Raw genomic sequence first — 24,711 nt, forward strand, 5'->3', positions numbered from 1 at the left:
GCGACCTCACCGAACGCACCGCCACCGAGACCACCGAGGTCCGCACCACCGCCGACGCCTACGCCGCCGAACAGCGCGAGACCGCCGACACCTACGCCGCCGAACAGCACGAAGCCGCCGACACCTACGCCGCCGAGCAGCGCGAGGCCGCCGACGAACTGCTGCAGCGCGCCGAGGCCACCGCCGAGCAGCGCCGGGCGGACGCCGCCAAGGACGCCAAGGCCACCCGCGAGAAGGCCGCCGCCGAACTGGCGCTGGCGAACGAGCAGGCCGAGACGGTCCGCGCCGAGGCCGGCCGCGAGCTGTCCGAGGCCCGGGCCACCGCCGACGGCATCCGCGCCGAGGCCGGGGCCGAGCTGGAGCAGGCCAAGGCCGACCGCGCCGAGCTGATCGCCGCCGCGAAGGCCGAGGGCGCCGAGCTGGTCGCCGCCGCCGAGGAGGAGGCCGCCGAGGTCCGCCAGTCGGTGGCCGGCATGTACGAGGCCGCCGCCGAGCAGATCGCCACGCTCAGGACCGCCGCCGGTCAGGAGGCCGCCGAGGTCCGCGAGGCCGCCGAGCAGGACGCGGCCGAGCTGCGCGAGCTGGCCGACCGGGAGACCGCCGAGCAGCGCGCCGCCGCCGACGCGTACGCCGCCGAGGTCCACGACCTGGCCGACCGCGAGACCGCCGAGCAGCGCGAGTTGGCCGACCGCGAGACGGCCGACCTGCGGGCCAGGACCGAGGCCGAGACCACCGCGCTGCGTGAGCAGACCGAGCTGGAGCTGGCCGCCGAACGCGAGGCCGCCGAGGCCGAGCTCGCCCGGCAGCGCGCCGAGGCCCAGGTCTACGACGAGCAGCTGCGCGCGGACGCCGAGGCCGAGCTGCGTGCCGCCCAGGACACCGCCGAGCAGCTGCGCGCCGACGCCGCGGCGCAGGCCGCCCGCACGGTGGCCGAGGCCGAGGCCCGGGGCGCCCGCTCGCTCGCCGACGCCGAGGAGCTGTCCGCCGGGCTGCACGCCGAGGCCGAGGAGTACGCCCTCGCCACCCGCACCCTGGCCGACGAGTACGACAGCGCCACCCGCGCCCGCGCCGACGCCTACGACGCGGAGACCCGGGAGGCTGCCGAGCAGTTCGACCGGGGCACCCGCGAGCACGCCAAGTCCGTCCTGGAAAAGGCCTTCGCCGACGCCGAGTCGCTCGGCGAGGACGCCCAGACCACCGCGCTGGCGACCACTGCCGCCGCCGAGGAGCAGGCGGACGCGATGGTCGCCGCCGCCCGCAAGGAGGCCGACCGGCTGGTCGCGGCCGGTGAGGCGGCCGGGCAGGGCGAGGTCGAGAAGGGCCGTTCCGACGCGGACGCGCTGCTCGCCGAGGCCCGTCGCGACGCCACCGCGATCCGCGAGCGCGCCGAGGAACTGCGCGAGCGCACCGACGCCGAGGTGGAGGCGCTGCACGAGCGCGCCCGCAAGGAGAACGCGGCGGCCATGAAGTCGGCCGGCGAGCGGGTGGACGCGCTGGTGACGGCCGCGCAGGAGCAGCTGACCGAGGCCGAGGAGCAGGCGGTGGCCACCGTCGCGGAGGCCGAGGACCGCGCCGCGGCCCTGGTCGCCGCCGCCGAGGACCGCGCGGGCGAGCTCACGTCGGAGGCGTCCGCCGAGGCGAGCAAGGTGCGCCTCTCGGCGGTCCGCAAGGCCGAGGGCCTGCTCAAGGAGGCGGAGACCAAGCTCGCCACCTCCACCGACCGCGCCGAAGCGCTCATCGAGAAGGCCGAGACGAAGCTGCAGTCCGCCGAGGCCGAGGCCGAGGAGCGGCTGGACCGGGCGGCGACCGAGGCGGAGAAGCGCCTGCGGGACGCCGACGAGGCCGCGGACGAGCAGGTCGAGCTGGCGAAGGCGGAGGCCGAGCGGCTGCTCGCCGAGGCGAAGGCCGAGGCGAAGCGGGTCACCGACGAGGGCCGGCGCGAGCTGGACGAGCTGGTGCGCCGCCGCAAGGACATCAACACCGAGATCTCCAGGGTGCAGGACGTGCTGTCCGCGCTGGAGGCGTTCGAGGCACCGTCACCGGTCGCCCAGACCAACGGGGGAAGCAGCACCAAGAAGGACGGGGGCGCCAAGGCCGGTGCCGGAGTTGGCTCCCCCCGGTCGGGTGGCAATCGCTCCAAGAGCGCACCACCCGATTGAGCGGACATTGTCCGCGGGACAACGGCATTTCGCCGTCGACACTCCGGTACCGTGTCAGGATTCCCTCAACCACCTCAGCGGTTTGACGACAGGAAGCCCAGAACCCCATGAGCGACAGTCATTCCCCTCACGGCTTCGACCTGGTGCGCCGTGGGTACGAGCGCGCCCAGGTCGACGAGCGGATCACCAAGCTGGTGGCCGACCGTGACAGTGCCTTGACCCGGATCAGTGCGCTGGAGAAGCGCATCGAGGAGCTCCACCTGGAGACCCAGACCGCTCAGGCGGCGGTCGTCGAGCAGGAGCCCTCGTACGCCGGTCTCGGCGCCCGCGTCGAGAAGATCCTGCGTCTCGCCGAGGAGGAGGCCAAGGACCTGCGCGACGAGGCGCACCGCGCCGCCGAGCAGCACCGCGAGCTCGCCGAGGCCGCCGCCCAGCAGGTCCGCACCGAGGCCGAGAACTACGCCAAGGACCGCAAGGCCAAGGCCGAGGACGAGGGCCTGCGGATCGTCGACAAGGCCAAGAGCGACTCCGCCCAGCTGCGCGCCGAGGCCAACAAGGACGCCCAGAACAAGCGCGAGGAGGCGGACGCCCTCTTCGAGGAGACCCGCACCAAGGCCGCCCAGGCCGCGCTGGAGTTCGAGACCAACCTGGCCAAGCGCCGCGAGCAGTCCGAGCGCGACCTGGCCGCCCGTCAGGCCAAGGCCGAGAAGCGCCTGGCCGAGATCGAGCACCGGGCCGAGCAGCTGCGCCTGGAGGCCGAGAAGCTGCGCACCGACGCCGAGCGCCGGGCCCGCCAGACCGTCGAGACGGCCCAGCGCCAGTCCGAGGACATCGTGGCGGACGCCAACGCCAAGGCCGACCGCATCCGCAGCGAGTCCGAGCGCGAGCTGGCGGCGCTCACCAACCGCCGCGACAGCATCAACGCCCAGCTGACCAACGTGCGCGAGATGCTGGCGACGCTGACCGGCGCGGCCGTGGCCGCCGCCTCGCTGCCGAACGACGACACCATGGGCGTGCCCGCCCAGCAGTCGCGCTGACGCGACGCCGCGGCGAACGAGCGCGGAGAACACACGACAGGCCCTCACCCGCCCGGGTGAGGGCCTGTCGGTCGTCGCGCCGTCATCATCCCGGGCGGTTCTACCGGGGGTAGGCCCCGTCGGGCCGCTGGTAGCCGCTGCTGAGCTGGTTGCCGTCGTCGTCCGAGACGGTGCCGAACCAGGAGGTGCACCAGACCGACACCGAGTCGGGCCAGTACTGCACCTCGAAGGGGTGGCCGGACCCGTAGTCGCCGTACGAGGTGACGATGAAGGTCTCCCCCGGGCGCATCCAGTAGTCCTCGCCGAGCGGTTCCAGGGTGAGCTCCAGCAGTCCCTCGCCCCGGTTGGTCACGGGCATCCGGCCGGTCACCTCCAGGGCCGAGAAGTCCCAGGCGGCCGCGTCCTCGCTCATCCGGCGGTCACCCGGCGCAGCAGGGCGCGGACGGCGGCGTCGAAGGCCTCGGGTGCCTCCAGGGCGCTCAGGTGGCCCGCTCCGGGGATGACGGTCAGTTCGGCGTCGGGGCGGGCCCGGACCATCAGCTCGGCCTCCTCCGGCGCCACCAGGGGGTCCTGGGCGCCCGCGACCACCGCCACCGGCACCCGCAGCCCCGACAGGACGTCCAGGGCCTCCGGGCGGGCCGCCATGGCCCGCTGGGCCCAGGCGACGGCGGCCGGCCTGGCGGCGGAGACCATCGCCTCCACCCGGTCCACGAGGTGCTGCGAGTCCGGTCCGAGCTGATTGGCCGCGACCTGCTCGTCCAGCAGCAGCCGTACGCTGTCCCGCGCGGTGACGGCCGCCGCGATCCGCTCCCGGTTGGCCCGGACGGCGTCGGTGTCGGCGGTGGCGCGGGTGTTGGCCAGCAGCAGGCCGGACAGCCGCCCGGGGTGGCGACGGGCGAAGGCCAGCGCGACGTAGCCGCCCATGGAGATTCCGCCGACCACCGCGTGCTCGATGCCGGCCGCGTCCAGCAGCAGGGCCAGGTCGTCGGCGACCGCGTCCAGCGAGGGCTCGTCGGTGCCCAGCTCGGTGCCGCCGAAGCCCCGTTGGTCGGGGGCGAGCACCCGGGCTCCGTCCCCGGTCAGGCCGGGCAGCGTGTCCAGCTGGGCCGACCACATCGAGGCGTTCAACGGAAAGGCGTGCAGCAGCACGAGGGGGGTTCCGGTTCCGCTCTCGCGGACGGACACTGCCGAAGGGAGCAGGGTCACGCACCCACCTCGCTTCGCCCGGCAGGCCCGTTCCCCGACGCGCACCTCTCGACGATTCGCTCGCTTCGCTCGCTCATGGGGCCACCGTATTCCGGTGCGCTCGGCGGGCCCACTCAGCGGGCCGCGATATCCGCTTTGTCCTAGCCTGACAGAGAGTAAGGGAGCGCGAATGATCGAGTTGCACGACCTGACGAAACGTTACGGCAAGACGCTCGCGGTGGACCGGCTCAGCTTCACCGTCCCCCGGGGTGTGGTGACCGGCTTCCTCGGCCCGAACGGCGCGGGCAAGTCCACCACCATGCGCATGATCCTCGACCTCGACCGCCCGACCGGTGGCCGGGTCACCATCGACGGCAAGCGCTACGGGCAGCTCAGCGAGCCGCTCAAGTACATCGGCGCGCTGCTGGAGGCCAAGGCCGTCCACCCCGGCCGCACCGCCCGCGACCACCTGCTCTGGCTCGCCCAGAGCAACCGCATCCCGGAGCGCCGGGTGGACGAGGCGCTCTCCCTGGTGGGCCTCACCCCGGTCGCCCGCAAGCGCGCCCGCGGCTTCTCGCTCGGCATGGGCCAACGCCTGGGGATCGCCTCCGCGCTGCTCGGCGACCCGGAGATCGTCATGTTCGACGAGCCGGTCAACGGCCTGGACCCGGAGGGCATCCTCTGGGTCCGCAACCTGATGAAGCGCCTCGCCACCGAGGGCCGGACGGTCTTCGTCTCCTCGCACCTGATGAGCGAGATGGCCGTCACCGCCGACCACCTGGTGGTCATCGGCAAGGGCCGGCTGCTCGCCGACCTGCCGATGCCGGAGTTCATCCGGCGCAACTCCCGCTCCGCCGTACGGCTGCGCAGCCCCCAGCCCGAGCGGCTGCTCGACGTGCTGTCCGACGCCGGCCTGCGCTCCGAACCGGGCCCCGACGGCTCCTACGAGGTGGTCGACGGCGACCTCGCCCGGCTCGGCGAACTGGCCGCCGCGAACGGCGTGGTGCTGCACGAACTCAGCCCGCAGCAGGCCTCGCTGGAGGAGGCGTTCATGCAGATGACGGCCGACTCGGTGGAGTACCACGCGGGCAGTGGACCCGACCGTGACGCGGCCGGGGCACCCGGCGCCTGGGGCGCCGGCTGGAAGGCGGACGGCGCCCGGCAGGCCGCCGCGGCACGGCAGGAGGAGAACTGAGATGGCGTCCTACCCCGCGATCCTGCGCTCCGAGTGGACGAAGATCCGCAGCGTCCGCTCGACGGTCTGGACGCTCGCGCTGACCTTCGTCGTCACGGTCGGCATCGGCGCGCTGCTGTCCCTGCTCACCAACAACAACTTCACCGAGTTCCGCCGCAACGAGCAGTCCCCGTTCGACGCGACCGGGACGGCGTTCGCCGGCATCATGCTCGGCGAACTCGCCATCATCGTCTTCGGCGTGCTGGCGATCGGCAACGAGTACAGCACCGGCATGATCCGGGTCACCCTGGCCGCCGTCCCGCAGCGCGCCACCCTGCTCGGCGGCAAGGCTGCGGTGCTCGGCGGACTCGCCCTGGCGGTCTCGCTGGTGACCGCCTTCGTCACCTTCTTCGTCGGCCAGTCGCTGCTCGGCTCGCACTCCACCACGATCGGCGAACCGCACGTGCTGCGCGCGGTGTTCGGCGCCGCGCTGTACCTGACGATGCTCTGCCTGTTCTCGGCGGGCGTCACCACCATGCTGCACAACCAGACGCTCGCCCTCGGCGTGCTGGTGCCGTTCTTCTTCCTGCTCTCGCCGATCCTCTCGGCCGTGCCGAAGGTCAAGACCCTGGCGCACTACTTCCCGGACTACGCGGGCTCGCGGATGCTGCTGGTGTACGAGCAGCACGGCCAGCCGTACGGGCCGTGGGTCGGCTTCGTGATCTGCCTCGCCTGGACGGCGGCGGCGCTGCTCGGCGGCATGCTGGTGCTCAAGAAGCGCGACGCGTAGCCGGTCCGGCACCTGCCCCGCCCGGGGCGTCAGTACCGCGGAGCGCCGCGGCCCCGCAGGACGTTGGAGGCCCGGCGCTCCCGCGCTCCCCAGCACGCGCGGTGCCAGTGCCGCCGGTCGTCCACCCCGGCACCGTGCATCGGCCAGGCCACCACGTGGCCCACCCCCGGCGGGATCTCCTGGTCGCAGCCCGGGCAGCGGTAGGCCCGCCCCGCCGTCCCGGCGACCGTCTGGACCACCCAGTCGTCGCCCTGGTAGCTCTCGGTGCGGCGCAGCGACCCGCCGAGCGGGGCGGCCGGCTCGGCGCTCTCGCGGGGGGCGGCGCTCTTGATCCGGTTGCGGCGCGGCGACACGGCGGACTGCCTCTCTTCCGGGGCTCTGGGCCGTTCCAGCCTACGGCCGGTCGGCCCTCCGGATGGCCACTATCACGGGCCCGCCCGGCGCCCCGGCGTTTTTGCCGAGATCCACCCGATCATCGGGGAAATTCGGGGTTCCGCGTGCCATTGGCACATGACATCGGATACCCACAAGGGGAACAGGCGGGGCACGCAGACCCTGCGCGCACCCCAGGAGGCCCAAGGATGACCAAGACCGACGTCCGTGCCGAGACCCGTCGACCCGCCGGGGTCCGGCCGACCGCCCCCGGACCGACCCTGACCGCCGTCCCCCCGGTCACCGCCGTCGCGGGCGAGCCGCTGCCCGCGGCGCAGCGCGCCGGGGCCCTGCCCGCGGACACCGCGCCGGTGCGGGTCGGTCTGTTCCTGCTGTCCGCGCAGTTCCCCGGGCAGAGCCACGGCGAGGCGCTGGAGCGCACCGTCCGGTCCGCCGTCGAGGCCGAACGGGCGGGCCTGGACAGCGTGTGGCTGGCCGAGCACCACTTCGTCCCGTACGGGGTCTGCCCGGACGCCGCGACGCTGGCCGCGATGCTGCTCGGCCGCACCCGCCGGATCGGCGTCGGCACGGCGGTCAGCGTGCTGTCGACCCGGCACCCGGTGGCGCTCGGCGAACAGGCGGCGCTGCTGCACCTCACCTCCGGCGGGCGCTTCACGCTCGGAGTCGGCCGCGGCGGGCCGTGGATCGACCTGGACGTGTTCGGCGACGGCGTGGGCGCCTTCGAGAACGGCTTCCCGGAGCGGCTGGACCTGCTGCTGCGCTGGCTGCGCGGCTCCCGGGTGGGCGCGGACGGCCCGCAGTTCAGCTTCCCGGAGGTGGCGGTGGTGCCGCGGGCCGGCGAACCGGTGCGGCGGCCCGCGCTGAGCAACTGGCTCGGGCTCGGTGAGCAGTCCGGCCCGGTGCGCTTCCCGCGCCAGCGCCAGGACGAGGACGGCCCGGGCGAGGGCCTCGGCGAGGAACTCACCCGCACCGGGCGGCCGGTGGCCGGCCCGCCGGTGGTGGTCGCCTGCACCTCGCCGGGAGGGGTGAAGCTGGCCGCCGAACGCGGCCTGCCGATGCTGCTCGGCATGCACTCCGGGGACGACGACAAGCTGCGGATGCTGGAGCTGTACCGCACCGCGTGGCTGGCCGCGGGGCGCAGCGAGGAGCAGCTGCGCCGGGTCACCCGTCGGCACGTCGCGGCCGGGGTGGCCCAGGTCGACGACCGCGCCGCGGCGGCCCGCTCCACCCTGCTCGCCGCGATGCCCGGCTGGTTCGAGTACGGGCTCGGCGCCCACCGCACCGTGGACGGCCGCGAGCGCAAGATGCGCGACCCGCGCGAGTACACCGAACTCCTCTGCGACCTGCACGCGGTGGGCACCCCGCGGCAGTGCGCCGACCGGCTGCTGGCCACCGCCGAGCGGACCGGCATCCGCCGGTTCGCCCTGCTCGCCGAGGGCAGCGGCGACCACGAGGCGACCCTGCACAACATCGCCCGGCTCGGCTCCGAGGTCCTGCCCCAGCTGGGCTGAACCGCGAGCCCCGGGCCCGGGCCGCCGCCCCTCCCCCCGCACCGGGGGACGGGGGCGGCCGGCGTCGCGGCGGCGGGTGCCGCCGCTCAGCAGTCCCGCAGTTCCTCGGACTGGTTGAGCAGCTGCTCCCGGACCGACGTGAAGCGCGTCAACCGCGCCTCGTTGGCCTCCGACGGCAGGAACACCGCCACCCGGTGACAGTTCTGGAAGGCCAGCCGCACGCCGAAGTGGCGCTGCAGGGCGCCCCGGATGGCATCGCTGGCCAGGGCGCGCAGCAGCTGGCCACGGGCCTGCTCGCTGGGCGGCGGTACCTGGTTGTCGGCGAAGTCGGTGCCGTCGACCTTCGCCTGGGCGACCAGCGAGCTGATCAGGTCCCAGGCGTACGGCAGGGAGACGCGGACGCAGTCGACGAATTCCCGCTCGTCGACCTCGCCCCGCTCGGCCTTCTCCAGCAGGGCCGGTGAGACGTCGAGCGACATGGATTCTCCTCTCGCGGTCCACCCGCGCGGCGCCCGGGTGGTCATGCGTAGTCCAAGCTCAGGTGAGGGTGGGCGACATCGCGTGTGATGTCCGGAACACCGTGGGACGGGGGTTGCCGGCACCTTCGCGATCAGCGGCGGCGGGCACGGGACGTGACGTCCCGAACACCGACCGCGCTCAGAACAGGGTGGCAGTCAACGGCGGAACAGGCCGGTCATTCCTGGGGATTGCTTGGGAAATACGCCGTGGTGCACCAGATTGGCCGGATCCTGTCGGATCGTTCATCTGAAGTCTCCATCCCCGTTGACAGCGATCCCGCAAGCGTGCCGTCACACAACGTAGCGACCAGATGGGATGGGCGCCAGACCGCGACGAGCGGGAACGGGACCGCCGGACCTCAATGTTCGCGGGGTTCGCGCTTTCTTCACCCCGCCGTCGCGGAATCGCATCAACTGGCCCCGGTGGGCTAGCGTGGTCGACCGTGCGTCTCGTAATTGCCCGCTGCTCAGTCGACTATGCCGGTCGGCTCTCCGCCCATCTGCCCTCCGCCACCAGGCTCATCCTGGTCAAGGCCGACGGCAGCGTCAGCATCCACGCCGACGACCGCGCCTACAAGCCGCTCAACTGGATGTCCCCACCGTGCGTCCTCAAGGAGGCCGACGGGGTCTGGACGGTGGAGAACAAGGCCGGCGAGAAGCTCATCATCACGCTGGAGGAGGTGCTGCACGACTCGTCCCACGAGCTCGGGGTCGACCCGGGCCTGATCAAGGACGGCGTCGAGGCACACCTCCAGGAGCTGCTCGCGGACCGGATGGAGGTGCTCGGTGCCGGCTGGTCGCTGATCCGCCGCGAGTACCCGACCGCGATCGGTCCGGTCGACATCCTCTGCCGCGACGCCGACGGCGCCACGGTGGCCGTCGAGATCAAGCGCCGCGGCGAGATCGACGGTGTCGAACAGCTCACCCGCTACCTCGAACTCCTCAACCGGGACCCGCTGTTGGCCCCGGTCAAGGGCGTCTTCGCCGCGCAGGAGATCAAGCCGCAGGCCCGCGTGCTGGCCACCGACCGCGGCATCGGCTGCGTGGTGCTGGACTACGACGAGCTGCGCGGCATCGACGACGACAAGCTCAAGCTGTTCTGACCGGTCAGCCCGGCGGTGACGCCGACGGGCTGGGCCCGCCGGTGGCGGTGGGCGTCGCGGTCCCCGAGGTGGTCGGGCTCGGCGTGGTCGGGCCGGTGGTCGGCTTGGGCGACGTCGGCTGCGGCCCCGGCTGGTGCGTCGGTGACGGCGGCCCCGGCTGCGGCGGCGGCGACTGCCCCGGCACGGTCGGCTGCGGCTGCTGCGGGGTCTGGGACCCGGTCGCGCCCGGTGAGGAGCTCGGCTTCTTCGACGGCGAGGCGCTCGCCGAGTGCGACGCGCTGCCGCTCGTCGTCGGCTCCGGGCTGCCGCTCGGTCCCGCCGGGCTGCCCGGCGTCGGGCCGGCCGGGCCCGGCGAGGTGCTGCCGGACGGCTGCGGGAACGGCGCGTCCTGGCTGCCGCCCTCGTCCAGCCGACCGCTGTGCGGGTCCTTCGGCTTGTACTCGTCCGGCCCGGTGAGGCTCATCGCCACCGCCGTGCCGAGCACCCCCATGGTCAGCACGACCGTGGAGACCACCAGGACGCGCCGCCGACGGCTGGACTTCAGCCGGGCCGGCACCCGGGCCGCGATCTTGCGGATGACCGGCGCCCGGCTGGGCGCCGCGGCCGGGGCGGCGGGCAGCTGCCGGCCCTCGGCGCGCAGCAGGTCGAGCATCCGGCGCGCCGAGGCGACCCCGCGCTGCTCGCCCGCGGACACCCGCAGGGTGAGCGCGGTCTCCAGCTCGGCGACGGCCCGGGACGGCTGCTGGACGCAGAAGGCGTGCACGCCCGACTCGTGGTGGAACCAGGCCTGGTCGCTCGCCGAGCCGGACCGGCGGGCCGCCTCCAGGCCGAGCTGCAGCACCCGTTCCCAGGCTCCCCAGCGCAGCGCCAGCGCCAGTGCGGGCGCCGCGGCCCGGGCGAGCCGGACCACCGCCTCGTGGCGTCCGGCGGTGCGGTCGGCGAGCAGGACGCCGATCACCACCTCGGCCTCGGCGGCGATCTGCTCCAGCGTCACCGAACTGTGCCCCACCCACCAGGCGAAGTGCTGGGCGGCGCCGTCCGCACAGCCGCGGGCCGGCCAGTGCGGGACGAGCAGGTCGAGCGCGCCGGCGGTCAGCCGGTGGTGCCCGCCGATGGACACCACCAGTCCGGCGTCGGCGAGTTCGGCGAGGGCGGCCTCGCCGAGGCCGACGTCGATCAGCGCGGGCAGGTGCGGTGCGGCAGGGCACTCCCCGCCGAGGGCGACGGCGAGCCGCAGCACGGCCTGTGCGGGCTCGCTCAGGCCCTCGGCGAGCCTGACGGCGGGTGAGGCGGTCTCGGCGACCGAGGGGAGCGGGACGGTGCCGCGCAGCGCGTTCTCGCGGACCGCCGGGTCGGGGTCGCGGACCGGCCCGTCGACCGCGCCGAAGACGTCCATCCGGTCGTCCTCGGCGGCGACCAGCGCGTCCACCGCGACGTCCCGCTGGCGCAGCAGCGCGGCGGCCTGGACGAAGCGCAACGGCAGGCCTTCGGACTCGAACCAGAGGTCCACCGCCCAGGCCTTCTCGGCGACGTCCAGCGGCCGCCCGGCCAGCCGGGCGGTGAGGGCGAGGCAGGCGGCGCGGGAGAGCCCGGCGACGAGGTGGTCCTGCATCCGGGAGCCGGGCGACAGCGGCGGGCTGTCCGGGGCGACGGAGACCAGGAAGGCGCAGCCGGGGGCGGCGGCGAGCAGTTGCTCCAGTTCGGCGCCGGAGTGCTCGGCGGCATCGATCACCACGACCGCGCCGACCTCGCCGAGGTGGGCGGCCAGTTGGCCGGGGTCGGGGCGGTAGCCGGGGGCGTGGTGGGTGGCCGCGAAGAGGTCCTGGAGCAGGTCGGCGGCGGTGCGGCGGTGGCCGCAGAGCTGGACGACACCGCCGGGGGCGAGGTCGGCGGCGGCCTCGGCGACGGCCGACAGCAGTGCGCTGCGACCGGAGCCGGCCTGGCCGACCAGGCGTATCGAGCGGCCCTCGGCGAGCAGGCCGAGCAGTTCGGCGATGTCCGCCTCGCGGTCCAGCAGCGGCATATCGGCGGGTCCGGCGCCGAGCGCGAGCGGGCCGACCGCGCGGCCGACGCCGCCGACCGGGCCGCGGGCGGGTTCGCTGCGCTCGATCCGACGCGGGCGGGGCCGCCACTCGTCGGGGCAGGGCCGGGCTTCGGAGCCGTCCGGGGCGCCGACGCCCACCAGCAGGCCGCCGGAGACCAGTTCGCCGCCGCGGGTGCGGGCGGCCTCCTGCCGGAACTCCCCGGATGGCTGTGCCACGTTCTGCTCCGCATCGTGCTCGGCCGCCGGCGTCCCGCGCCGACCGGCTGACGTCCCGGTCGCGGCCGCGGGCGGTCCTGGGGCTGCCCCGGCGGCCGTCTTCTGACGGGCAGACTCTTGCACATCCGGGGCCGCCCGTGCAGGGCGGTCCGGGGCCGGGAGCCGTTCCGGGGCGCTGACCAGGCGTTACAGGGCGATGCCGTACGGCTCGGCGATGCCGCCGTCGACGGCGAGGATGCGGTGCAGCTTGGTGGCCACCAGCAGTCGCTGCAGCTGGGCCGGGACGGAGCGCAGCACGAGCCGGCGGCCGATCCGGCCCGCCCGCCGGTGGGTTCCCATGATCACACCGAGGCCGGTGGCGTCCCAGAACTCCAGTCGGGCGAGGTCGAGCACGAGGTCGCCGAGGCCGCCGTCCACGGCCTGGTGCAGCTGGGCGCGCGCGTCGGCGGCGGTGCGCACGTCGAGGCGGCCTTCGATGGCCAGCGCCGTGTGGTCGCCGGTGATGCGCATGCTCTCCTCCTTCGCCTGGACGGCCGGGTGCGGGGTGGGTCCGCCCCGGCCGTACCGGGTGCGGGAGCGGGGTGCGTGTCCGGGCGGGCCGCGGCCCCACGCCCGGACCCGGTCGGAATGCCGGGTTCCCTCATCTGACGGCGAACCTGCTCCGCAGGTTGCTGGTTCCGGCCGGATCTGAAGCAACTTCACTCGTCCGAGGGAATATACGCAGGAAGTCTCCACACCTACGCTCGATTACCGCCCAAATCACCCGTCTGCGGCACCCGGCGTGAGGAAACTCACCCGGCCCGGCGGGCCGTGCGATGCGTCGATCGCACGGCCTGCCGGGCCGTTCGACCCGGTCGGGTCACTTGCCTTCGTACGGGTAGAAGCCGCGGCCGCTCTTGCGGCCGAGGTCACCGGCGGTGACCATGCGGGCCATGATCTCCGGGGCGGCGAACTTCTCGTCCTGGGTCTCGGTGTAGATGTTGCGGGCGGCGTGCAGCAGGATGTCCACGCCGGTCAGGTCGGCGGTCTGCAGCGGACCCATGGCGTGGCCGAAGCCCAGGCGGCAGGCGGTGTCGATGTCCTCGGCGGTGGCGACGCCCGACTCGTACAGCTTGGCGGCCTCGATGACCAGCGCGGTGATCAGGCGGGTGGTGATGAAGCCGGCCACGTCGCGGTTGACCACCACGACCTCCTTGCCGACGCCCTCGGCGTAGGCACGGGCGGCGGCCATCGCCTCGTCGCTGGTCTTGTAGCCGCGGACCAGCTCGACCAGCTTCATCATCGGGACGGGCGAGAAGAAGTGGACGCCGACGACCGACTCCGGCCGCTGGGTGACGGCGGCGATCCGGGTGATCGGGATGGCGGAGGTGTTGGAGGCCAGGACGGCGCCGTCCTTGGCGAGCTTGTCCAGCTCGCGGAACACGCCCTCCTTGACGTCCAGGTTCTCGAACACGGCCTCGACCACGATGTCGGCCTCGGCGACGGCGCCCAGGTCGGTGGTGGTGGTGATCCGGCCCAGCGCGGCCTCGGCGTCCTCGGCGCTCAGCTTGCCCTTGGCGACGAACTTGTCGTACGAGGCGCGGATGCCCGCGAGGCCGCGCTGCAGCGCTTCCTCGGTGACGTCCCGCAGCACCACCGGGTGGCCGGCCTGCGCGGACACCTGGGCGATGCCGGCGCCCATCAGGCCGGCACCGATCACGGCGATCTGCTTGCTGGACGCATTGCTCATGGCTGGGTCTCCCGATGCCGTCGCCGCCCCGCGGGCGGGCCCTGAAGGCGACTCAGGGCAGGGGTGACCGCCGTTGAGCCGCACCGCTCGATTCTCCTGCCGCGCTCGCGCCCGGCAGCCGCTTTCGCGGAGCGCGCGGTTCCATGGGTCCACTCGCTCCGCACGCTCTGCCGGACTCTAGTGCCCAAGTGCCTCACGCAATAGCAATCGAGAGTGTGATCTGCAACCGACCTGGTCAGCCGCCCAAGTAGCCGGTCAGACGGTCAGGCCGAGGTCCTGGGCCAGGATCGCCGCCTGCACCCGGCTGCGCAGCCGCAGCTTCGCCAGGATCCGGCTGACGTGCGTCTTCGTGGTCGCCTCCGCCATCGTCAGCCGGGCCGCGATCTCCCCGTTGGACAGCCCCGCCCCGATGCAGGCCAGCACCTCCCGCTCACGGACGGTCAACCCGGCCACCGCCTCCCGGGCCTCCGGCCCGACCTGCCGCCCCGGGCGGGCGAAGGTCCCGATCAGGCGCCTGGTCACCGAGGGCGCCAGCATGCCGTCCCCGCGCGCCACCGTCCGGATGCCCTCGACCAGGGTGTCCGCCTCCAGGTCCTTGAGCAGGAACCCGGCCGCGCCGGCCCGCATCGCGCCGTAGACGTACTCGTCCAGGTCGAAGGTGGTCAGCACCAGCACCTGGGCGGCCCCGGCCGCGACCACCTCGCGGGTCGCCGAGACGCCGTCCAGCCGGGGCATCTGCACGTCCATCAGCACCACGTCCGGCCGCAGCTCCAGCGCCAGCCGGACCGCCTCCTCGCCGTCGGCGGCCTGCCCGACCACCTCGAACTCGGGCTCGGCCCGCAGGATCATCACCAGCGCCGCCCGTACCGCCGCCTGGTCCTCCGCCACCAGCACCCGGATCGTCATGCCCGCCCCTCGCTTCCCTGCGCCCGCGGCAACACCGCGCGCACGCTCCAGTACCCGTCCTTCGGCCCGGCCTCGAAGCTGCCGCCGAGCAGCCCGGCCCGCTCCCCCATGCCCACCAGGCCCGCCCGGGCGCCGGGCAGGCCGCGGCCCGGCCCGCCGCGGTACGGGCTGTCGACGGTGATCCGCAGCTCCTGCGGCCCGAACTCCAGTCGCAGCCGGACCAGTCCGGGCCCGGCGTGCTTGAGCGCGTTGGTCAGCGACTCCTGGACGATCCGGTACGCGGCCAGCCCGACCGGCACCGGGACGTCCCCGCGCTCGCCGTGCTCGGCGAGTTCGAAGTCCAGCCCGACGTCCTGGCCGGCCGCCCGGGCCTTCGCCAGCAGGGCGTCCACCGCCGCCAGGTCGGGCGCCGCGTACGACTCGTCGACCTCTCCGCCGCCGCTGTCCCGGAGCAGTCCGATCATGCGACGCATTTCGGCCAATCCCTGGACGCTGTTCTCCCGGATCACCGCCAGCACCTCCACCAGCGGATCGTCCGCGGGCAGGCTCCGGCGCTTGGCGACGGACTGCGCGCCGGTGGCGTGGATCGCGATCGCCGACAGGTGGTTGGCCACCACGTCGTGCAACTCCCGTGCCATCCGCGCCCGTTCCGCGCCGACCGCCTCGCGCCGGTCCATCTCCGAGAGCAGCGCGGTCTGTTCCGCCCGCAGCCGCTCGGTCTCCGCCTCCTGCCGGTGCTTGCGCACCACGTCGCCGGTCCACACCGGCCCCAGGAAGACCAGCGAACTGACCACCGCGATCAGCAGCCCGGCCGCGGTCCCGCCGGCGTACCAGGCCAGGCTGGAGAGCGCCAGGACGGTCGAACCGCCGGTCAGGTGCAGCACCCGCGACATCCGGGCACTGCCGTAGATCACCGCCGCGTACAGCAGGTCGGTGTACATGATCAGGGTCGCCAGCAGGCTGCCGGTGAACAGGCTGGCCGCGAAGGCCACCCCGCCGAGCGACACCGCGAGCACCGGCCTGGTGCGCCGGCACAGCTCCAGCCCGGCCATCACCAGCATCGGCAGCACCACCGCCCACAGCGGCACGCGGTCGGCGTTCTCGTACGCGCGGAAGACGATGAGCACGGTGCCGCCGAGCAGCCCGCAGAGGGCGATCAGCTGGTCGAGCCGGCGCGGGGAGAGGGACGGAACGAGCACACCCCCATCTCACCATCCCCGGCGGCCCGCCCGGCTCCGGTCCGCGGAGGAGACCGCTACATCGAAAGGTGCAGACCCGGACGGCACCGCGCGACGACGACACCGGCGCACCCGCGCACGAGGCTGGACGCACCGCCGAACGTCCTGGAGCAGAACGTGATCGTCACCCTCATCGCCGCGGCCGAGATCTCCTGGTGGATCGTGCTCGGCCTGGCCCTCTCCGCCCGCTACCTGCTGCGGTGGCGCCGCACCGGCACCGTGCTGCTGTTCGGCCTTCCGGCGGTCGACCTCGCCCTGTACGCGCTGGCCGTGCTCGACCTGCGCGGCGGCGCCGAGGCGAGCTGGACCCACGCGCTCGCCGCGAGCTACACCGGGTTCTCGGTCGGCTACGGCCCCTCGCTGGTCCGCTGGGCCGACGCGCACTTCCTGCACCGCTTCGCCGGCGGCCCCAAGCCGCTGCCCTCGCCGAAGTACGGCCCGGAGCGGACCGCGCACGAGTGGCGGATCGCCGGCCGCACCGTGGTCTCCGCCGCGATCACGCTCACCCTGATCACCCTGCTCGTGCCGCTCTCCGCGGGCTCCGCGCACTACGGCACGTTTCTGCAGTGGTACCTCAAGCTGGGCATCGCCGCCGTGGTCAACCTGATCGTGGCCGGCTGCTACTCGCTGTGGCCCAAGGAGCCGCCGGCCGGTGTCCCGGTCGAGAACGGCCGGGTCGTCGAGCACGGCGGCGAGCAGACCGACGACCAGGGCGGCGACCAGGGCAGCGACCAGGGCTGCGACCAGGGCGGCCGGAAGGCCACCGGGACGGTCACGGGGAAGGCCGGACCCGCCGGGTCCTAGCGGTTCTCGCCGGGCACCCAGAGCACGTCGCCGCGCTCCTTGTTGGCCACCCGGGCGAGGATGAACAGCAGGTCGGAGAGCCGGTTGAGGTACTTCGCGGTCAGCGGGTTGACGGTGTCCCCGTGCTCCGCGATAGCCGCCCAGGTCGAGCGCTCGGCCCGCCGCACCACCGTGCAGGCCAGATGCAGGTGGGCCGCGCCGGCCGTACCGCCGGGCAGGATGAAGCTGCGCAGCTTCTCGACCTGCTCCAGGTAGTGGTCGCAGTCCCCCTCCAGCCGGTCGACGTAGGACTGCAGCACCCGCAGCGGCGGGTACTTCGGGTCCTCGACCACCGGGGTGGACAGATCGGCACCGACGTCGAACAGGTCGTTCTGGACCCGCACCAGCACCGCCGCCACGTCATCGGCCAGCTGCCCGACCGCGAGGGCCACCCCGATCGCCGCGTTCGCCTCGTTGGTATCGGCGTAGGCGATCAGCCGCGGATCGGTCTTGGTGGTCCGGCTCATGTCGCCGAGCGCGGTGGTGCCGTCGTCGCCGGTACGGGTGTAGATGCGCGTCAGATTGACCATGCGGCCACCCTAGCCGGGCCGGTTAGGCGGCGTTAACCCCACGCGGAGGTCACCTTCCCGCCGCTACGCGACGTCGACCTCCCCCAGCCTCCGGCCGGGAGGTACCCCCACCCCGAGGGACTCGCCGCTACGCGACGTTGACCTCCCCCAGCCTCCGGCCGGGCGGTACCCCCACCCCGAGGGACTCGCCGCTACGCGACGTTGACCTCCCCCAGCCTCCGGCCGGGCGGTACCCCCACCCCAGCCTCCGGCCGGGAGGTACCCCCACCCCGAGGGCCTCGCCGCTACGCGACGTTGACCCTCTGCCCGGGCGGGGCGGCTTCCAGCCAGGCCAGGAAGCCGGTCAGCGCGTCCTCGCTCATCGCCAGCTCCAGCGGCGCCCCGTTGTGCAGGCAGCGCAGCACCACCGAGCCGGAGAGCAGGGCCAGCTCCTCCTGCCCCTCGGGGTAGCGCCGGCCGAGCACCTCGATCTCCCGGCGCGGCAGCACCTTGCGCGGACGGGGGGCGTACGAGAAGACCCGGAACCACTCGATCGAGTCGCCGCTGTACCGGCCGATACCAAAAACCCACCCCTTGCCGTCGGTCGGGGGGACCGGGGCTGAGGTGGGTTTGCCGTTCTCGTCGAGGTCGGGCTGCGTCGAGGCGTCCGCCGGCATTTTGAGCCGGTAACTGCAGTCGAACGTGCCGCCGACCCGCTGGATCAGGCGGCGGCGGACGGCGAAGGCCACCAGGCCGATCACACCCAATGCCACGACCGCCGCACACACCACAAGCGCGAGGACCATGCTCACCTACCTCCTCGCTACCCGCGTTCCCCGTAGCGGTCGTATCAAGCGACCGCGCTGACCTACCAACTACGACGACAGTCCCGGGGTCACGCTCGCGCGTCCCCGGGACCGTCGGTCGACCCCGCTAAGCCGGGGTCCGGCACACTCAGGCGTGGGCCTTGAGGCCGCGCGCCGCGAACAGACGGATCTCGGCGCGCCGCTCGGCGTGCGCGTCCAGGTCCGACTTGGCCTGCTCCAGTGCGCGCTCGGCGCGCGCGACGTCGATCTCGTCCGCCAGCTCGGCGATCTCCGCGAGCAGAGACAGCTTGTTGTCGGCGAAGGAGATGAAGCCGCCGTGCACCGCGGCGATGACGGTTCCGCCGTCCACCGTGCGGATGGTGACCGGGCCGGTCTCCAGCACGCTCAGCACCGGGGTGTGGCCCGGCATGATGCCGGTGTCACCGGAGGCCGTACGGGCGACGACGATGGTGGCCGCACCGGACCACACCTTGCGGTCGGCTGCGACCAGCTCGACGTGCAGCTCAGCCAACGTGGGCTCCTAGGCTCATGCAACCCCCGATTACTCGGGAGTTTCGGTAAGAATAACGGCCCCGTGCCTCCGGCATGAAACCGGCGGCGCGGATTTGACCGGAATCACAGCCGATGCGACGCGAGGGGTGGGTCCCAGGGTTGGGGCCCACCCCTCACGGTCACTCAGCTGCTACCGGCCGCGATTACTTCTTCGCCAGCTCGGCGGCGTTCTTCTCGAGGTCCTCGATGCCACCGCACATGAAGAAGGCCTGCTCCGGGACGGAGTCGTACTTGCCGTCCGCGATCGAGTTGAAGGCCTCGATGGTCTCGGACAGCGGCACGGTCGAGCCCTCGACACCGGTGAACTGCTTCGCCACGTAGGTGTTCTGCGAGAGGAAGCGCTCGATGCGACGGGCACGGTGCACCGTGATCTTGTCCTCTTCGGACAGCTCGTCCATACCGAGGATGGCGATGATGTCCTGGAGGTCCTTGTACTTCTGCAGGATCCCCTTGATACGGACGGCCGTCTCGTAGTGGGTCGCCGTGATGTACCGCGGGTCGAGGATGCGGGACGTGGAGTCCAGCGGGTCGACGGCCGGGTAGATGCCCTTCTCCGAGATCGGGCGCGACAGAACGGTCGTCGCGTCCAGGTGGGCGAAGGTGGTGGCCGGCGCCGGGTCGGTCAGGTCGTCCGCGGGGACGTAGATCGCCTGCATCGAGGTGATCGAGTGACCGCGGGTCGAGGTGATGCGCTCCTGCAGGAGGCCCATCTCGTCGGCCAGGTTCGGCTGGTAGCCCACCGCGGAGGGCATGCGGCCGAGCAGGGTCGACACCTCGGAACCGGCCTGGGTGAACCGGAAGATGTTGTCGATGAAGAGGAGCACGTCCTGCTTCTCGACGTCACGGAAGTACTCCGCCATGGTCAGCGCGGAGAGCGCGACGCGCAGACGGGTGCCCGGCGGCTCGTCCATCTGGCCGAAGACCAGCGCGGTCTTGTCCAGGACGCCCGAGTCGACCATCTCGTCGATGAGGTCGTTGCCCTCACGGGTGCGCTCGCCGACACCGGCGAACACCGACACACCACCGAAGTTCTCGGCGACGCGGTAGATCATCTCCTGGATCAGAACGGTCTTGCCGACACCGGCACCACCGAACAGACCGATCTTGCCACCCGTGACGTACGGGGTGAGCAGGTCGATGACCTTGATGCCGGTCTCGAACATCTCGGTCTTGGACTCGAGGTCCTTGAACTCGGGGGCCTTGCGGTGGATCGGCCAGCGGACCTCGACCTGCTTGTCGAACTCCGCCTTGTCGACGTTCAGCACGTCACCGAGGGCGTTGAACACCTTGCCCTTGGTGATCTGGCCGACCGGCACCGAGATCGCGGAACCGGTGTCGGTGACCTGCGAACCGCGGACCAGGCCGTCGGTCGGCTGCATCGAGATGCCGCGGACCAGGCCGTCGCCGAGGTGCTGGGCGACCTCGAGGGTGAGGGTCTTCTTGCCCGTGCCGTCGGGGTTGTCCACCTCGACGTGCAGGGCGTTGAACATGTCCGGAATCGCGTCGACGGGGAACTCCACGTCGACGACCGGGCCGATGACCCGCGCGACGCGGCCCGTCGCCGTGGTCGGCTCAACAGTGGTGGTCATACTCATTCGCTCCCGCGGCTAGCGTCGGCGAGGGCGTTGGCGCCGCCGACGATCTCGCTGATTTCCTGGGTGATCTCGGCCTGACGGGCCGAGTTGGCAAGCCGCGTGAGCGACTTGATGAGCTCGCCGGCGTTGTCCGTCGCGCTCTTCATCGCGCGGCGGCGGGCGGCGTGCTCGGAAGCAGCCGACTGCAGCAGCGCGTTGTAGATCCGGCTCTCGACGTACCGCGGCAGCAGCGCGTCGAGCACGCCCTCCGCCGACGGTTCGAAGTCGTACAGCGGGAAGATCTCCGACTTGGCCGGCGTCTGGTCGCTGAGCTGGACCTCGTCCAGCTTCAGCGGCAGCAGCCGCGCCGCGACCGCGTCCTGCGTCAGCATGGACACGAACTCGGTCGAGACCACGTGGAGTTCGTCCACGCCGCCGGTCTCGGCCGTGAAGGCCTCGATCAGCTCGGCCGCCACCGTCTTCGCGTCGCCGTAGGTCGGCTTGTCCGAGAAGCCCGTCCACGAGTTCCCCACGGCCAGGTTGCGGAAGGTGTAGTACGACAGACCCTTCCGACCGACGATGTAGGTCACGACGTCCTTGCCCTCGCCGCGCAGGCGCTCGGAGAGCGTCAGCGAGGCCTTGATGGCGTTGGACGAGTAACCGCCGGCCAGGCCGCGGTCCGCCGTGATCAGCAGGACGGCCGCGCGCTTGGCGTTCGGGTTCTCGGTGGTGAGCGGGTGCTTGGCGTTGGACCGGGTGGCCACCGCCGTCACCGCCCGGGTGAGCTCATCGGCGTACGGAGCGGAGGCCGCCACCGCGCGCTGCGCCTTGCCGATGCGCGCCGCGGAGATCATCTCCATCGCCTTGGTGATCTTCTTCGTCGCGGTGACAGAGCGGATCCGGCGCTTGTAGACCCGAAGCTGTGCTCCCATGGGTCGTTACGTCCTTTCCCTCGCTACCGGACTCAGGCCTGCTCGGAGAGCAGCTTGCCGTCGGCGGTCTGGTAACCCTGCTTGAAGGCCTCGATCGCGCCGGTGAGGGCGTCGACGGTGCCGTCGGCCAGCAGACCGGTCTCGACGATGCCGGCGAGCAGGTCCTTGTGCTGCAGGCGGACGTGGTCCAGGAACTCGCGCTCGAAGCGGCGGATCTCGGCGACCGGGACGTCGTCCAGCTTGCCGGTGGTGCCGGCCCAGATGGAGACGACCTGCTCCTCGACCGGGAACGGCTGGTACTGGCCCTGCTTCAGCAGCTCGACCATGCGCGCACCGCGCTCCAGCTGGGCCTTGGAGGCCGCGTCCAGGTCGGAGCCGAAGCCGGCGAAGGCCTCCAGCTCGCGGTACTGGGCGAGGTCCAGACGCAGACGGCCGGCGACCGAGCGCATGGCCTTGATCTGGGCGGAGCCACCGACGCGGGAGACCGAGATGCCGACGTTCACGGCCGGGCGGATGCCGGCGTTGAACAGGTCGGACTCCAGGAAGCACTGGCCGTCGGTGATCGAGATGACGTTGGTCGGGATGTACGCCGAGACGTCGTTGGCCTTGGTCTCGATGATCGGCAGACCGGTCATCGAGCCGCCGCCGAGGGCGTCGTTCAGCTTGGCGCAGCGCTCCAGCAGGCGGGAGTGCAGGTAGAAGACGTCACCCGGGTAGGCCTCGCGGCCCGGCGGGCGGCGCAGCAGCAGGGAGACGGAGCGGTAGGCCTCGGCCTGCTTCGACAGGTCGTCGAAGATGATCAGGACGTGCTTGCCGTCGTACATCCACTCCTGGCCGATGGCCGAACCGGTGTACGGGGCGAGGTACTTGAAGCCGGCCGGGTCGGAGGCGGGAGCAGCCACGATGGTGGTGTACTCCAGCGCGCCGGCCTCCTCCAGGGCGCCGCGGACGGACGCGATGGTGGAGCCCTTCTGGCCCACGGCGACGTAGATGCAGCGGACCTGCTTCTCCGGGTCGCCCGAGCGCCAGTTGTCGCGCTGGTTGATGATCGTGTCGACGGCCACCGCGGTCTTGCCGGTCTGGCGGTCGCCGATGATCAGCTGGCGCTGGCCGCGGCCGATCGGGGTCATCGCGTCGATGGCCTTGATGCCGGTCTGCAGCGGCTGCTTGACCGACTTGCGGGCCATGACGCCGGGGGCCTGCAGCTCCAGGGCGCGGCGACCGCTGGCGGCGATGTCGCCGAGGCCGTCGATCGGGTTGCCCAGCGGGTCCACGACGCGGCCGAGGTAGCCGTCGCCGACCGGAACCGAGAGGACCTCGCCGGTGCGGCGCACGGTCTGGCCCTCTTCGATGCCGCCGAACTCACCGAGGACGACGACACCGATCTCGCGGGTGTCGAGGTTCAGCGCGAGGCCGAGCGTGCCGTCCTCGAACTTCAGCAGCTCGTTCGCCATGACCGAGGGCAGGCCCTCGACATGCGCGATGCCGTCCGCCGCGTCAGTGACCGTGCCGACCTCTTCCACAGAAGCGGCGTCCGGCTGGTACGACTGGACAAAGTCGGCCAGCGCGTCCCGGATTTCCTCCGGACGGATCGTAAGCTCCGCCATCAGGCTTCCCTGCTCTCCTAGTTTGCGATCCTCGGCCCGCCATTGAGGGCCGCAAGTATTCGACTCTCGGCCGGGTCTTCCGAACCGGCCGTACGATGTGCCGGCTCCTTGGGGAGCCGGTTTCCCGACCGAGGGTCGGATGTGCTGCGTCGGTGCTCAGCCTTCGAGCGACTGGCGAGCGCCCTCAAGGCGGCTCGACACGGTGCCGTTGATGATCTCGTCGCCGATCTGCACCCGGACGCCGCCGACGACCTCGGGGTCGACGTCGATGTTCAGGTGGACCTGGCGGCCGTACATCCGGCCCAGAGCACCGGACAGGCGCTCCTTCTGGGTGTCCGACAGCGGCACCGCGGTGGTGACCAGGGCCACCACGCGGCCACGGCGAGCGGCGGCGAGCTTCGAGTAGGACTCGAGGCCCTGCTCCAGGCTACGGCCACGCGGCGCGTTGACGAGGGCGGTGACCAGCCGGACGGTGCCGGCGTTGGCGCGGCCGCCGAGCAGCTTCTTGATCAGCTCGGCCTTCGCGACGGCACCGGCCTTCGGCTCGGTCAGCGCGGCGCGCAGCTCGTGCGAGCCGCTCACCACCCGACCGAAGCGGAAGAGCTCGTCCTCGACGTCGTCCAGGGCGCCGGTCCGGTCCGCGGCGATGATCTCGGCGTACGCGGCGAGCTGCTCGGTCGCGTCCACCAGGTCGCGCGAGCCCGACCAGCGGGAGCGGACCAGTCCGGAGACCAGGTCCACGGCCTCGCCGGAGACCTGGCCGGTCAGCAGCGAGCTGACCAGCTGGGCCTTGTCCTGGCCCGACCGGGACGGGTCGGTCAGGACGCGGCGCAGCGACACCTCACGGTCCAGCACGGCCGTGACGGCGGTGAGCTCCTCGGCGAGCTTGGCCGCGTCCACCGAGGTGGAGTCGGTCAGGCTCTCCAGGTTCTGCCGGCCGGCGGCGAGGGCCTCACGGCTGGCGCCGATCACTTGGCCGCACCCTGAGCAACGGCGGCCTTGGCCTCCAGCTCATCCAGGAAGCGGTCGATCACACCGCTCTGCCGGGCGTGGTCCTCCAGGGACTCACCCACGATGCGGGACGCCAGCTGGGTGGCCAGCGAGCCCACGTCCTGGCGCAGGGCGGCAGTCGCCTGCTTCTTGTCAGCCTCGATCTGGGCGTGACCGGCGGCGACGATGGCCTCGCGCTGACGCTGGCCCTCCTCGCGCATCTCCGCCAGCTGGGCAGCGCCCTGCTCGCGAGCCTGCTCGACGATGCGGGCGGCCTCGTGGCGCGCCTCGGAAAGCTCGGCACGGTACTGCTCAAGCACGGCCTGGGCCTCGGCCTGAGTGGCCTCGGCACGCTCCATGCCGCCCTCGATGGCGTCCCGGCGCTCCGACAGCACCTTCTCGATGCTGGGAAGGAGCTTCTTGCCGAGCAGACCGAAGACGATGAAGAAGCAGAGCAGGCCGATGATGATCTCGGGCCAGTTGGGGAGGAGAGGGTTCATCTTCTCCTCGGCCGCGAGCTGAGCCACGATGCTCATATCTGGACCTTCCTCGAAAGGGTCTGCGGCAGGATTACTTGTTGCCGAAGACGAACGGCATGACGATGCCGATGAGGGCGAGCGCCTCGGTCAGCGCGAAGCCGATGAACATGTTGGAACGGATGAGGCCGGCAGCCTCGGGCTGACGGGCCATCGCCTGGACACCGTTGCCGAAGATCAGACCGACGCCGATGCCGGGGCCGATGGCGGCGAGGCCGTAGCCGATGGAGGCGACGGAACCGTAGACAGTGCCCTCAGCGAGGATGCTCATTGACGTTGTCCTTTGCAGGGTGGTGAACCGGTGGTGATTGGCCACCGGGCGATCCGGGAGGTTGGTT

General features: G+C 72.5%; 24 protein-coding genes and 1 pseudogene. 7 read left to right on the forward strand and 18 right to left on the reverse strand.

Translation table 11 applies throughout. The features are described 5' to 3' along the window. Positions 1-2,159, forward strand: a pseudogene (locus ACFV0O_RS19125) (hypothetical protein); the annotation flags it as partial. 107 nt (positions 2,160-2,266) lie between these two features. After that, positions 2,267-3,196 (forward strand): cellulose-binding protein, encoded by a 930-nt coding sequence (locus ACFV0O_RS19130; RefSeq protein WP_189915750.1) that lies wholly within the window; start codon positions 2,267-2,269, stop codon positions 3,194-3,196. A 100-nt stretch (positions 3,197-3,296) separates the two neighbouring features. Here ACFV0O_RS19130 and ACFV0O_RS19135 read toward each other — a convergent pair whose 3' ends face one another. Next, positions 3,297-3,608, reverse strand: a complete 312-nt coding sequence (locus tag ACFV0O_RS19135) for a hypothetical protein (RefSeq protein WP_380342981.1) — start codon at positions 3,606-3,608, stop codon at positions 3,297-3,299. Beyond that, complete coding sequence (locus ACFV0O_RS19140) at positions 3,605-4,402, reverse strand: alpha/beta fold hydrolase (RefSeq protein WP_380342984.1); 798 nt, start codon at positions 4,400-4,402, stop codon at positions 3,605-3,607. Before ACFV0O_RS19140 ends, ACFV0O_RS19135 begins: the two co-directional genes overlap by 4 nt. A 169-nt stretch (positions 4,403-4,571) precedes the next feature. On the opposite strand from ACFV0O_RS19140, the gene ACFV0O_RS19145 reads away from it, so the two are divergent. Beyond that, the gene (locus ACFV0O_RS19145) at positions 4,572-5,576 is read left to right on the forward strand and encodes an ABC transporter ATP-binding protein (RefSeq protein ID WP_380342986.1); all 1,005 of its coding nucleotides are present in this window, start codon (positions 4,572-4,574) and stop codon (positions 5,574-5,576) included. 1 nt (position 5,577) lies between these two features. Continuing rightward, positions 5,578-6,345: an ABC transporter permease subunit gene (locus tag ACFV0O_RS19150; RefSeq protein ID WP_360254033.1), complete on the forward strand. Its 768-nt coding sequence runs from the start codon at positions 5,578-5,580 to the stop codon at positions 6,343-6,345. Positions 6,346-6,374: 29 nt separating this feature from the next. Here the strand turns inward: ACFV0O_RS19150 and ACFV0O_RS19155 are convergent, their stop codons facing one another. Further along, entirely contained in the window at positions 6,375-6,698 is a 324-nt protein-coding gene (locus ACFV0O_RS19155; protein WP_380342990.1) for an ATP/GTP-binding protein, read from the reverse strand. 390 nt (positions 6,699-7,088) lie between these two features. Here ACFV0O_RS19155 and ACFV0O_RS19160 point away from each other — a divergent pair, with 390 nt between their 5' ends. Beyond that, complete coding sequence (locus tag ACFV0O_RS19160) at positions 7,089-8,249, forward strand: LLM class flavin-dependent oxidoreductase (RefSeq protein WP_360254205.1); 1,161 nt, start codon at positions 7,089-7,091, stop codon at positions 8,247-8,249. 86 nt (positions 8,250-8,335) lie between these two features. Here the strand turns inward: ACFV0O_RS19160 and ACFV0O_RS19165 are convergent, their stop codons facing one another. After that, the gene (locus tag ACFV0O_RS19165) at positions 8,336-8,728 is read right to left on the reverse strand and encodes an SCO5389 family protein (protein ID WP_360254029.1); all 393 of its coding nucleotides are present in this window, start codon (positions 8,726-8,728) and stop codon (positions 8,336-8,338) included. A gap of 482 nt (positions 8,729-9,210) precedes the next feature. On the opposite strand from ACFV0O_RS19165, the gene nucS reads away from it, so the two are divergent. Then, a complete protein-coding gene (nucS, locus tag ACFV0O_RS19170) occupies positions 9,211-9,870 on the forward strand; it encodes an endonuclease NucS (RefSeq protein ID WP_380342993.1) in 660 nt (219 codons plus the stop codon). Between the two features lie 4 nt (positions 9,871-9,874). Here the strand turns inward: nucS and ACFV0O_RS19175 are convergent, their stop codons facing one another. The 5 genes from ACFV0O_RS19175 to ACFV0O_RS19195 all read right to left on the reverse strand — a co-directional run bounded on the left by ACFV0O_RS19175 (position 9,875) and on the right by ACFV0O_RS19195 (position 15,964). Then, positions 9,875-12,130 (reverse strand): ATP-binding protein, encoded by a 2,256-nt coding sequence (locus ACFV0O_RS19175; protein ID WP_380342996.1) that lies wholly within the window; start codon positions 12,128-12,130, stop codon positions 9,875-9,877. A 186-nt stretch (positions 12,131-12,316) separates the two neighbouring features. Further along, entirely contained in the window at positions 12,317-12,640 is a 324-nt protein-coding gene (locus ACFV0O_RS19180) for an STAS domain-containing protein (RefSeq protein ID WP_360254025.1), read from the reverse strand. A gap of 349 nt (positions 12,641-12,989) precedes the next feature. Continuing rightward, positions 12,990-13,859, reverse strand: coding sequence for a 3-hydroxyacyl-CoA dehydrogenase family protein (locus ACFV0O_RS19185; protein ID WP_360254023.1), 870 nt, complete (start codon positions 13,857-13,859; stop codon positions 12,990-12,992). A gap of 255 nt (positions 13,860-14,114) precedes the next feature. Next, positions 14,115-14,765: a response regulator gene (locus tag ACFV0O_RS19190; protein WP_380343000.1), complete on the reverse strand. Its 651-nt coding sequence runs from the start codon at positions 14,763-14,765 to the stop codon at positions 14,115-14,117. After that, positions 14,762-15,964 (reverse strand): sensor histidine kinase, encoded by a 1,203-nt coding sequence (locus ACFV0O_RS19195; protein ID WP_380343003.1) that lies wholly within the window; start codon positions 15,962-15,964, stop codon positions 14,762-14,764. The genes ACFV0O_RS19190 and ACFV0O_RS19195 overlap by 4 nt, the downstream gene beginning before the upstream one ends. 156 nt (positions 15,965-16,120) lie before the next feature. On the opposite strand from ACFV0O_RS19195, the gene ACFV0O_RS19200 reads away from it, so the two are divergent. Further along, on the forward strand, positions 16,121-16,807 hold the full coding sequence (locus tag ACFV0O_RS19200) for a hypothetical protein (RefSeq protein ID WP_380343006.1): 687 nt from the start codon (positions 16,121-16,123) through the stop codon (positions 16,805-16,807). Here ACFV0O_RS19200 and ACFV0O_RS19205 read toward each other — a convergent pair. From ACFV0O_RS19205 to atpE, 9 genes are all read right to left on the reverse strand, one after another. Continuing rightward, positions 16,804-17,376 (reverse strand): cob(I)yrinic acid a,c-diamide adenosyltransferase, encoded by a 573-nt coding sequence (locus tag ACFV0O_RS19205; protein WP_380343009.1) that lies wholly within the window; start codon positions 17,374-17,376, stop codon positions 16,804-16,806. The two genes, ACFV0O_RS19200 and ACFV0O_RS19205, sit on opposite strands and share 4 nt — an antisense overlap. 284 nt (positions 17,377-17,660) lie before the next feature. Then, positions 17,661-18,161 carry a DUF2550 domain-containing protein gene (locus tag ACFV0O_RS19210; RefSeq protein WP_350633459.1) on the reverse strand — a complete coding sequence of 167 codons (501 nt, stop codon included), beginning with the start codon at positions 18,159-18,161 and terminating at the stop codon, positions 17,661-17,663. A gap of 148 nt (positions 18,162-18,309) precedes the next feature. Then, positions 18,310-18,693, reverse strand: a complete 384-nt coding sequence (locus ACFV0O_RS19215; protein WP_360254013.1) for a F0F1 ATP synthase subunit epsilon — start codon at positions 18,691-18,693, stop codon at positions 18,310-18,312. A gap of 184 nt (positions 18,694-18,877) precedes the next feature. Next, a complete protein-coding gene (gene atpD / locus ACFV0O_RS19220; protein WP_380343012.1) occupies positions 18,878-20,323 on the reverse strand; it encodes a F0F1 ATP synthase subunit beta in 1,446 nt (481 codons plus the stop codon). A gap of 2 nt (positions 20,324-20,325) precedes the next feature. After that, positions 20,326-21,240, reverse strand: a complete 915-nt coding sequence (locus ACFV0O_RS19225) for a F0F1 ATP synthase subunit gamma (protein ID WP_380343016.1) — start codon at positions 21,238-21,240, stop codon at positions 20,326-20,328. Positions 21,241-21,272: 32 nt separating this feature from the next. After that, a complete protein-coding gene (atpA, locus tag ACFV0O_RS19230) occupies positions 21,273-22,847 on the reverse strand; it encodes a F0F1 ATP synthase subunit alpha (protein ID WP_360254007.1) in 1,575 nt (524 codons plus the stop codon). A 156-nt stretch (positions 22,848-23,003) separates the two neighbouring features. Then, positions 23,004-23,819, reverse strand: coding sequence for a F0F1 ATP synthase subunit delta (locus ACFV0O_RS19235; protein WP_360254005.1), 816 nt, complete (start codon positions 23,817-23,819; stop codon positions 23,004-23,006). Continuing rightward, positions 23,816-24,373, reverse strand: coding sequence for a F0F1 ATP synthase subunit B (locus tag ACFV0O_RS19240; protein WP_360254003.1), 558 nt, complete (start codon positions 24,371-24,373; stop codon positions 23,816-23,818). The genes ACFV0O_RS19235 and ACFV0O_RS19240 overlap by 4 nt, the downstream gene beginning before the upstream one ends. A 34-nt stretch (positions 24,374-24,407) precedes the next feature. Further along, the gene (gene atpE / locus ACFV0O_RS19245) at positions 24,408-24,644 is read right to left on the reverse strand and encodes an ATP synthase F0 subunit C (RefSeq protein ID WP_030282059.1); all 237 of its coding nucleotides are present in this window, start codon (positions 24,642-24,644) and stop codon (positions 24,408-24,410) included. Positions 24,645-24,711 lie beyond the last annotated feature (67 nt).

This window comes from Kitasatospora sp. NPDC059577 (genome assembly GCF_042735475.1).
In the GTDB taxonomy this organism is placed as follows: domain Bacteria; phylum Actinomycetota; class Actinomycetes; order Streptomycetales; family Streptomycetaceae; genus Kitasatospora.